The organism is Verrucomicrobiota bacterium, from assembly GCA_019247695.1.
In the GTDB taxonomy this organism is placed as follows: Bacteria; Verrucomicrobiota; Verrucomicrobiia; order Chthoniobacterales; family JAFAMB01; genus JAFBAP01.
Genome location: JAFBAP010000188.1, coordinates 22,956 through 32,465 on the forward strand (window position 1 = coordinate 22,956; position 9,510 = coordinate 32,465).

The following is a 9,510-nucleotide window of genomic DNA, read 5'->3' on the forward strand; positions in this document are numbered from 1 at the left end:
CCCATTCGTGTACCTGTCTCCCCTGTTCCTGCCCCCCCGCAACCAAGCGCAGGTAACCGTCTAAAATTCCCCCCAAAACATGAAAACCATGCGCACGCCGCGCACCCGAAACGTCGTTACGCCGAAGCAAACTGGCTTATTCGTCGTTGGAACGCTGACCTTGACGTGCCTTCTGCTGTCCGTCCTATCCCTCCGAGCCGATGAAGCGCCGCTCAAGATCGGTGTCCTCGTGACCCTCACCGGACCGTTCGCCCAGTTGGGTGCGGACGGCGCTGACGGAATCAAGATCGCCGTTGATGAGTTCGGCGGGAAAGTCGCCGGACGTCCCATTCAGATTTTCACGGAGGACAGTGCGGCCGATCCGGATAAGGCGATCGAGAAGACTCGCGCGTTGGTGAAACGTGACGGCGTTCAGCTCATCCTTGGCCCCCTGAGCGGCGCCGAAGGGGAAGCCGTGAAGAAGAACGCCGATGAATGGTCCAACACCACGATTGTAGTTGCCGGCGCGGCGGCGGAGGATATCACGATGCGCGGGGTGAAGCCGAATGTCTGGCGCACGTCGTACACCGGTGCCCAGCCAATGTTTCCGCTGGGCGAATGGGCTTTTAAAAACGGCTACAAACGCGTGGCGATCGTGGCCGAAGATTATGCTTTCCCTTACGCCCAGGTCGGCGGCTTTATGCTGACCTACTGCCATGCCGGCGGAAAGGTCGCGAAGAAATTTTGGATTCCCCTGGGAACGAGCGATTACAGCGCGATTTTCCCCCAGCTTCCTCCGGACATTGACGCCCTCTACGTGGCGTTGGGCGGCACCGATGCCGTAAACTTTGTTAAGCAGATGCAGGAGTTCGGCCTGCTCGGGAAGGTCAAGCTCCTGGGCGGCACGGTAACCGTCGATGCGAGCCAGCTCGCGTCTGTCGGTGAATTGATGGACGGCATCGTCTCCGGCTCGATCTTCAGCGGCGACCTGACGACCCCGGAATTCAAGGCGTTCGACCAGGCCTTCGAGAAGCTGCGCCAGCGGCCGCCGTCGCTGTTCGCGGAAAACTACTATCGCGCGGCTAAGTGGGCATTTCTGGCCCTGCAGAAGGTTGGCGGTAAGATTGAAGACCAGCAGGCGTTCCGGGACGCGCTGCAAGGAACGTCTTTCAACGCCCCGGCCTCACCCGTCTCCTTTGACCAGTACCATAACGTGGTTACTGACGTTTACCTCAACCAGGTCAAAAAGATCGGCAATGAATACCGCAACTCGGTCATTCAGGTTTACCCCAAAGTCAGTCAGTTTTGGAACATCAGCCCGGAAGAGTACCAGAAGCAGCCATCCTACGGGAGGACCTTTCCGGATTGCCCATGAGCGCCGTTCTCCTGGACCGGGTTTCGCGGCGGTTTGGGGGGCTTTTCGCGGTAAAGGAAATCTCGCTCAAGGTGGAACCCGGTGCACGCCTCGCCATCCTGGGCCCGAACGGTGCCGGCAAATCGACGCTGTTTAACCTGATTACGGGCGACCTGCGGCCGACCTCGGGCCGGATCGAGCTCTTCTCGCGCGATGTCACGCGGCAGCCTGCGTTCCGCCGGTCGCGGGCGGGCATCGCGCGCACCTACCAGGTATCGGCCCTGTTTACGGACCTCGACGTAGCACATAACCTGTACCTCGGAATCCTGGGCAACTCGAAGCGGCGCTACGATTGGGTCCGCCTGGTCCGGCGTGATAAGGAGCATTTGCGGCGCGCCGAAGAGATTGCCAGAACGATGGGACTGGAAAGCCGGTTCCGGTCCCCCGTGGCTGAACTCTCGCACGGGGAGCGCCGCCAGTTGGAGTTAGGCCTGGCCCTCGCTGGAAACCCGCGGCTCATCCTGCTTGACGAGCCGGCTGCCGGGCTCTCCCCCGCTGAGCGCAACCACTTGCGAGAACTGCTTTCCGACCTGCCGAGGGCGGTGACGCTGGTGTTGGTCGAACACGACATGGACATCGCCCTTCGCGTGGCGGATCGCGTCGCGGTGCTGGATAACGGGCGGCTGGTTGCCGAAGGCGATCCGCAGGGAATCACGACCAATCCCCTGGTGCAGGAGATTTACCTTGGTACAAAGCACGGAGCCTGAGCCCTTGCTGACGGTTGACGACGTCCACGTCTACCTGGATTCTGCGCACGTTCTGCAGGGGACCTCGCTGACGCTAACCCAAGGCGTGGTCGGGATTGTCGGCCGGAACGGCATGGGCAAAACCACGCTCGTGCGCACGATCATGGGACTCACGCCGGCCCGGCGCGGTCACATTCGTTTTGCCGGTCAGGACATTACGAATTTAAGAACCCACCAAATTGCCACGCGGGGAATCGCTTACGTTCCGCAAGGGCGTGCGGTATTTCCTTCGCTAAGCGTGCATGAACACCTGAAAGTGGCCGCCCGCGGAGCAAGGGCGGGCGGTTGGACCCCGGACCGGGTTTACGACCTGTTCCCGCGTCTGGCGGAACGGCGCAGGTTCGGTGGCGGATCGCTTTCCGGCGGCGAACAACAGATGCTGGCGATCGGCCGCGCCCTGGTCACCAACCCGAAACTGCTGGTGATGGACGAGCCCTCCGAAGGCTTGTCCCCGGTCATCCTTGCACACCTGATTGAGACGTGCGGGGTTCTCATCAACCAGCAGATGCACATTTTGATCGTTGAGCAGAATCTGCACTTTGTAAGTTCGCTCGTGCGTGACGAACTCCTGATCATGCTCTCCGGCCGAATCGCCAACCGCGTTTCGGGTCAGGTACTGCTCAAAGACCAGGCGCTCCGGGAGCGCTTCCTGGGGGTGGCCCTCGGTACCGGCACCGGTCATTAGTTCTGCAACCCTCATCCATCACCGAATCAGCCCCATGAAACAGTATTCACGCAGTGAATTTCTCGATCGCCTCAACCAAAAGCGTCGCCGCGGTGAGCCGCTGGTCATGGGCGGCGCCGGCATCGGCCTGGTGGCAAAGGTCGCCGACCGGGCAGGCATTGACGCCATCTTCATCTACAATACCGGCCCGTTTCGGATGGACGGTCACGGCTCTTTGTCGGGTTACCTGGCGTACGGCGATTCCAATCAGATGACCTTGGATCTTGGACGGCACGTGCTCCGCGTCGTGGAAGAATCCCCCGTCATCGGCGGGATCGGCGCCGCGGATCCTTACCGCGACATCGACCAGCTACTCGATGAAATGATGCGGTTAGGCTTTTCGGGCATCACTAACGTACCCACGGCGGGGTTGTACGACGGAACCTTTCGTAAACACATCGACGCCACGAACCTGGGTTACCCGGAAGAAGTCAAGCTCATCGAGCGCTGCCGCCGGCGAGACATCTTCACCTCAGCGTACGCCTTCGCTCCCGATGAATGCCGGATGATGGCTGATGCGGGCGCCGACATCATCAGCCCGCACGTGGGCCTCACCAGCGGCGGCCTGATCGGTGCGAAAGAAGTTCCGGATCTCGACCAGGCGTGTGAGAAGCTGTCAGCGATGTGCGAGGCAGCCCGGGCCGTTCGATCCGACGTGATCGTTTTAGCCCACGGCGGCCCGTTCGAAGATCCCGCTTCCGTGCAGGTCGCGTTCGACCGGACGCCCGTGGACGGTTTTCTCGGAGCATCCTCCATCGAGCGATTGCCCGTCGAGCGCGCCATCACGGACATCGTGCAAGGATTCCGGGCCCTCAAACTGGGCCGGCGCCAGCCTGCGGGTTAGGGCGGAGGGGGGATTGCTTTTCCTGGCAGGTTTAAAGGAGGAATAAAGGAGGAAAACCGATGCCCACCGTCGTTCTCGCCGGAACTCTGGACACCAAGGGCCCGGAATACGAGTTTGCCCGCGCCCGCCTTCTCGAACACGGGGTCACCCCGTTGGTCGTCGATTTCGGTATCCTTGGTGAGCCCGCCTTCGCGCCGGATATTCCGGCGGACGAGGTGGCGCGGGCCGGCGGCAAACCGCTGTCGGAGCTGCGGTTTGCGCGGGAAGGTTCCGACACCCGCGTCGTGGCCCTCGAGACCATGGCCAGGGGCCTGATCCGGATCTTTGCGCAGCTCCGCGCCGAAGGAAGGTGCGACGGGGTGCTGGGACTCGGCGGCTCCGGCGGGACCACGGTCATCAGCGCGGCCATGCGAACGTTGCCGTTGGGACTCCCCAAAGTGATGGTTTCCACGCTGGCTTCCGGCAACGTCGCCGGCTTTGTGGGGACAAAAGACATTTACATTGCAAACTCGGTTACCGACATTGCCGGCCTGAACCGGGTGTCGCGCAAGCTCATCGCCAACGCCGTCAATGCGATCGCCGGCATGGCCCTCGGGGCGGCGGCGTCGCCCGTGCAAGATCATCGACCGCTCGTTGCGATCACGATGTTTGGCGTTACGACCCCCGGTGTCCTCCGGATCGTTCGACGGCTCGAGCAGCACGGGTTGGAGACGATCGTCTTTCATGCCGTCGGTTCAGGCGGCCGGTCCATGGAAGCGATGATTGACGAGGGCCTGATTGATGGCGTGATCGATTACACCACCAGCGAACTGACCGACAATTACCTCGGCGGCATCTTTTCGGCCGGGCCTCATCGGCTCGAGGCGGCCGCCCGGCGCGGAATCCCTCAGGTGGTGGTTCCGGGTGCATTGGAAGTTATCAACTTCGGCCCGCGACACACCCTCCCGGCCGTGTTCGACGTTCCCGAACGCAAGCTGATCGTGCACAACGCCAACGTGTGCGCGGTAAGGGCAAACGCGCAGGAGTGCGCGGAACTGGGGCGCATCTTCGCTGAGAAGGTTAACCGCGCAACCGGCCGAACGGCCGTCCTCCTGCCGTTGAGAGGGAAGGACAAATATGAACAGCCGCCGGACGGGTTGTGGATCGATCCCGCGGCCGATAAAGCGATGTACGACCAGATCCGGCAGAACCTTCGCGCCGACATTCCCCTCCGGGAGATAGACGCCAACATCAACGATCCGGCGTTCGCGGATGCGACCACCGACGTATTCCTGGACTTGTGGCACGCGGCCCATCCCGCGGCGGCCTGATCCTATGAACGTGCGCGAATTTCTCGAGCGGATGGTAGAAGGGCGCCGGCAGCGGCGGCCGATGATCTGCGCCGGGGTGGGCAGCGGCGTCACGGCAAAAGGCGCCGTGGACGGCGGGGCGGACCTTCTCGCCGTTTACAACACGGCCGTCTACCGCATCATGGGGTTACCGACTGCGCTGGCCTTTTTACCGTACGATGATGCCAACCGGTTGACCTTTGATGTCCTGCCGCAAGTGATTGCCGCGGCCGGATCCACCCCGGTGCTTGCGGGCATCGGCGTCCATGACCCGCGCGTAGATCTTGACAGGGTGCTCACCCAGGTGGCCGATCTGCGCGTCGCGGGCGTTACCAACGAACCGTTCATCGGCATTTATTCCCCGGACCTGCGGGCCCACCTGGAAGCGGCAGGACTCGGTTTCGGGCGCGAGGTGTCGTTGGTTCGTCAAGCGGTCAAGCGTGGTCTGCTAACTCTGGGCTGGGTATTCGATTCAAGCCAGGCCGCCGCGATGGCGGAGGCCGGCGCTCATCTCCTGGGAATCAACCTGGGCTTGACCACGTTTGGCTCAAACGATCCAAACCGCCTTGACCAGGCCATCGGAGCGCTCCGGGAAATCGCCAACGCTGCGCAGAGCGTCCGCCGCGACGTTTTCACCCTGATCCATGGCGGCCCTTTCAACGACCCCGAAGCCGTTGCAGCCGCGCTGCGTGCGACCGGCGCTGACGGCTACGTCACCGGATCGACGGCCGAAGCCGGCCCGGTCCGTACCGCCGTCGCCGACGCGATCCGGCGCTTCAGGACAGCCTCAACCTCGCCAGCAAGCCGAGAATGAATAACACGTTTTTATTGATCATGAACGGCCTCACTTACGGGGCCCTGCTTTTTATCGTCTCGAGTGGTTTCACCCTCATTTTCGGCCTGATGAGGATCGTCAACATGAGCCATGGGGTCTTCTACATCCTGGGGGCGTACGTAAGCTATACCGTTCAGAGCAAGACCGGCAATTGGGTTGTCGGCACGCTCGCCGGCACCGCGGCTGTCGGGCTGATGGCGCTCATCGTCTATCAACTGATCAACCGCGTAAACGGGGACCTGCCGCGTACGTTATTGACGGTCGGCATTGCCATGATCCTGGCCGACTTCTGCCTTTGGGCATGGGGCGGCCTACCGCTTACTTTGCAGGCGCCTGCGCAGTTGCGGAGACCCGTCATTCTCGGTAGCTTCATTTACCCGGGATTTCGGTCCTTCGTCCTTGTCACGGCCGTCGTCATCGGCTTGGCGCTTTGGGTACTGCTGCACCATACTAAGTTCGGCGCCATCGTCCGCGCGGGAGTCGACAACCGGTGGATGGTTGCCGCGTTAGGAATTAACATCGAACGCATCTTTGCGCTGACCTTTTTGTTAGGCGGCCTCCTGGCCGGGTTCGGGGGCGCGATCGGTGGCTCTTACCTTGCCTTCGGTCCCGGAACGGATTTCATCATTTTGACCTACGCACTCGTGGTCGTGATCCTCGGCGGGATGGGGAGCCTGGCCGGCTCGGCCGTCGGGGCCGTCGTCGTCGGCCTGGTGGACAGCTTCGGCCGGACTTACTTCAGCGAACTCGCCATTTTCCTCCTGAGCGGCACGTTGATTCTGGTGTTGGCCTTCCGGCCTCAAGGTCTCTTCGGGAGGCCCGGTTGATGCGAAAAGAATTCTCACCGTTAGTCGCCGGTCTCGTGGTGGCGCTCATCGCGATGACCGTCCCCGTATGGCTGGGCGGCTACTACGTGCAGTTAGCTACCCGCAGCCTGATCATCAGCATGGTAACGATGAGCTTTGTTCTGCTGGCCGGCTACAGCGGCATGGTATCTCTCGCGCAAATGGCTTTTTTCGCCATGGCCGGGTACGTGATCGGCGTCGGCGTAAAGACCCACCAGTCGTCATTCGCAGTCGCGATTCCGCTGGCGGTCTTCGGGGCAACGCTGCTGAGCGCCCTTTTCGCAACCGTCGCAATCCGAGCTCAGGGGAATTACTTTCTTATGATGACCCTGGCTTTGGCCCAGTTGTTTGAGGGCGTCGCGATGCAGTGGGCCTCCGTGACGAACGGCTACAACGGAATCGCCGGCATACCGCGTCCGGTTCTGTTCGGCCGTTGGTCCTTGCAGGATACGACGCCGTTGTACTACGCCGGCCTGGTTTGTACGGCCGGCTGCTTTGCCCTGCTTCGCCATTTGTTAGGTTCACCGCTCGGACTTTGCTTTCGGGGCGTCCGGGAAAACCCGCGCCGGCTGGCCGCTCTTGGGTTTAACGTGCAGATGTACCGATTCATCGCGATCGTGGTTTCAGGTGCCGTGGCCGGTGTAGCGGGGGTCCTGGGCGTTTTTCAGAGCGGGGTGATTGCGCCGCACACCGCCAATCTGCAAAGCGCCGTCATGGTGGTAATGGCAGCCCTGGTTGGGGGCGTATCCCGACTCGAGGGCGCGATCCTGGGCTCGTTCGTGACTGTATTTCTGATTGCGGTGACGAGTTCTTTAACGCCTCGCTACTGGATGATCGTCGGGGCGATCTTCACCGCCGTCGTGATTTTTTTGCCGAACGGCTTGTTAGGGAAGCGGCTCCGCCGAAAGCGGCGGGATGAACGCCTTGTGGATCGCCCGGCGAGCGCCGATGGATTAGCCAAGTAGTGAAGTTAAGGCCACGGCTGCCCCCAAGCGGGATTCAGGGCTGGCCGGATCCCGCCGCCATTTGCGCCCGTGCAGGAAGGTTGATCCAGGTTCGACTAAGCCAAAGTTCATGGAAGCTCTAAACGGATCGCCAACGACCGATCCGCCTTTTTCCAGGGCGGTTCGCCAGGAACGAATCGCCGAATACGTGTTGCAACATTCTTCCGTTCGGGTCCAGGAACTTGCTGTGAGGTTCAACGTCAGCATCATGACGATCCACCGGGACCTCGAAGACCTGAAACGGCAGGGCGTACTGCGCAAAGTACGAGGCGGCGCCACCGCCCGACCGTCGAGCCTTTTCGAGAGCGACATCCGTTACCGGATCAGCGTAACCCCATGCGAAAAGGCGGCCATCGCGCGCGCGGCCTCCCGGCTGGTCGAACCCGGACAGGCGGTGATGCTCGATGACTCAACCACCTCGCTCGCATTCGCGAAGCTCCTACCTGCGTTCGAGTACCTGACGGTTATCACCAATTCGCTTTCCGTCCTGCGCGAGCTCAGCCCTCACAAGCACGTTCATTTGGTGGCGCTCGGGGGTGACTACCTGCCCCAATACGACGCGTTTGCGGGCATCCTGTGCGAGCAAGCGATCACTTCTCTTCGGGTCAACTTGCTCTTCACCTCCACGTCGGCGGTGCTCGACCTGGTGGCTTATCACCAGGAACAAGGAATCATTCAGGTAAAGCGCGCAATGATAAATTCAGCCGAACGCTCCATCCTGCTGGTCGACAGTACGAAATTCGGACGGTCCGCGCTCCATCAGTTAGCACGGTTGCAGGATTTTGACCTGGTGATCGTGGACGACCGGTTGGCAAGCCCGGCATTGCAGGGCATGCGCAATGCCGGCGTAAACGTGGAATTGGCGACGGTCGACGATTCGACGTGAGCTTAATCGCCGCTGAACAGGAAGGACGCATCGATCTCGACGCCGGGCAAAGCCTGCGGCGATACTTTGCCTTCCCTTACGATCGCCGTTTCGTAACGGTCAGCGTGAAGCGTAAAGACGCGCAGGCAGCGGTTCCGAACGTCCACCACCCAGTATTCCGGGATTCCGGCCTGCCGGTAGAGGTCAGCCTTAAAACCCAAGTCGCGGGTGAGGGTGCTATCGGAAATTTCAATGACCAACAGCACATCCGTTGCGGTGAGGTGCCGCCGGCGGCTAACGCCGGAGCGGTAAATCACCAGGTCCGGTTCGGGTACGTTGTGCCGCGGGATGGGCAAGGAACGTCCGGGTCCCACCCCGAAACGGTCGTCCTCCCGGCGATTGAAGGTTCTGGTTAGGGTATCCAGGATCCAGTGGTGTTCGGGGCCGATGGGCGCCATGGGGATGAGTTGACCGTCCAGCAGTTCGACGCCCGCATCCTCCTCAAGAATGCCGGCCTCGACCAACCGGTAATACTCCTCAATGGTAAAGCGGCGCACGGCGTCGAAGTGGACCGGCGGCGTTTGAGTACGGGTGGTCATAGGGCAGGCGGTCGCCTCTGCAATTGGTACTGAAACATACCTGGTCATACGCCAGGGCGCATTCTTTAAACTTGAAGGTGCCCGGTGTTAATACCATTCAGGCCCCTTCTCAGGATGGTTGAGCCGGCTTCAGCCCCAAAGGGGCGGCAGAACATGGGCCGGGGTTTACCCCCACAGGCACTAAAGTGCCTGCCTAACCTCAGCCGTCCCTGCGGGACGAAAGCAATACCCGGCCTTGTCTCCTCAACTAAAGGGCAGTGGGGTAAAACCCTGGGCTAAGGTCTGCCGGCCCGTTGGGCCTGAGACAACATTTTACCTCGATGGCCA

Annotated in this window: 10 protein-coding genes; 9 read left to right on the forward strand and 1 reads right to left on the reverse strand. The window is 61.4% G+C overall.

Annotated elements, in window-relative coordinates; all coding sequences use genetic code 11:
* Nucleotides 1–79: 79 nt before the first annotated feature.
* The 9 genes from JO015_22185 (at nucleotide 80) to JO015_22225 (ending at nucleotide 8,605) form a co-directional block, all read left to right on the forward strand.
* On the forward strand, nucleotides 80–1,354 hold the full coding sequence (locus tag JO015_22185; protein ID MBW0001817.1) for an ABC transporter substrate-binding protein: 1,275 nt from the start codon (nucleotides 80–82) through the stop codon (nucleotides 1,352–1,354).
* A complete protein-coding gene (locus JO015_22190; GenBank protein MBW0001818.1) occupies nucleotides 1,351–2,100 on the forward strand; it encodes an ABC transporter ATP-binding protein in 750 nt (249 codons plus the stop codon). Before JO015_22185 ends, JO015_22190 begins: the two co-directional genes overlap by 4 nt.
* A gap of 4 nt (nucleotides 2,101–2,104) precedes the next feature.
* On the forward strand, nucleotides 2,105–2,824 hold the full coding sequence (locus tag JO015_22195; GenBank protein ID MBW0001819.1) for an ABC transporter ATP-binding protein: 720 nt from the start codon (nucleotides 2,105–2,107) through the stop codon (nucleotides 2,822–2,824).
* Nucleotides 2,825–2,858: 34 nt separating this feature from the next.
* Nucleotides 2,859–3,707 (forward strand): phosphoenolpyruvate hydrolase family protein, encoded by an 849-nt coding sequence (locus JO015_22200; protein ID MBW0001820.1) that lies wholly within the window; start codon nucleotides 2,859–2,861, stop codon nucleotides 3,705–3,707.
* A gap of 59 nt (nucleotides 3,708–3,766) precedes the next feature.
* Nucleotides 3,767–5,017, forward strand: coding sequence for a Tm-1-like ATP-binding domain-containing protein (locus JO015_22205; GenBank protein ID MBW0001821.1), 1,251 nt, complete (start codon nucleotides 3,767–3,769; stop codon nucleotides 5,015–5,017).
* Between the two features lie 4 nt (nucleotides 5,018–5,021).
* The gene (locus tag JO015_22210; protein ID MBW0001822.1) at nucleotides 5,022–5,849 is read left to right on the forward strand and encodes a phosphoenolpyruvate hydrolase family protein; all 828 of its coding nucleotides are present in this window, start codon (nucleotides 5,022–5,024) and stop codon (nucleotides 5,847–5,849) included.
* Between the two features lie 20 nt (nucleotides 5,850–5,869).
* Entirely contained in the window at nucleotides 5,870–6,697 is an 828-nt protein-coding gene (locus JO015_22215) for a branched-chain amino acid ABC transporter permease (protein ID MBW0001823.1), read from the forward strand.
* The gene (locus JO015_22220; GenBank protein MBW0001824.1) at nucleotides 6,697–7,680 is read left to right on the forward strand and encodes a branched-chain amino acid ABC transporter permease; all 984 of its coding nucleotides are present in this window, start codon (nucleotides 6,697–6,699) and stop codon (nucleotides 7,678–7,680) included. Before JO015_22215 ends, JO015_22220 begins: the two co-directional genes overlap by 1 nt.
* Nucleotides 7,681–7,789: 109 nt before the next feature.
* Complete coding sequence (locus tag JO015_22225; protein MBW0001825.1) at nucleotides 7,790–8,605, forward strand: DeoR/GlpR transcriptional regulator; 816 nt, start codon at nucleotides 7,790–7,792, stop codon at nucleotides 8,603–8,605.
* A 2-nt stretch (nucleotides 8,606–8,607) separates the two neighbouring features.
* On the opposite strand, the gene JO015_22230 is transcribed toward JO015_22225, so the two are convergent.
* On the reverse strand, nucleotides 8,608–9,183 hold the full coding sequence (locus tag JO015_22230) for a Uma2 family endonuclease (GenBank protein MBW0001826.1): 576 nt from the start codon (nucleotides 9,181–9,183) through the stop codon (nucleotides 8,608–8,610).
* Nucleotides 9,184–9,510 lie beyond the last annotated feature (327 nt).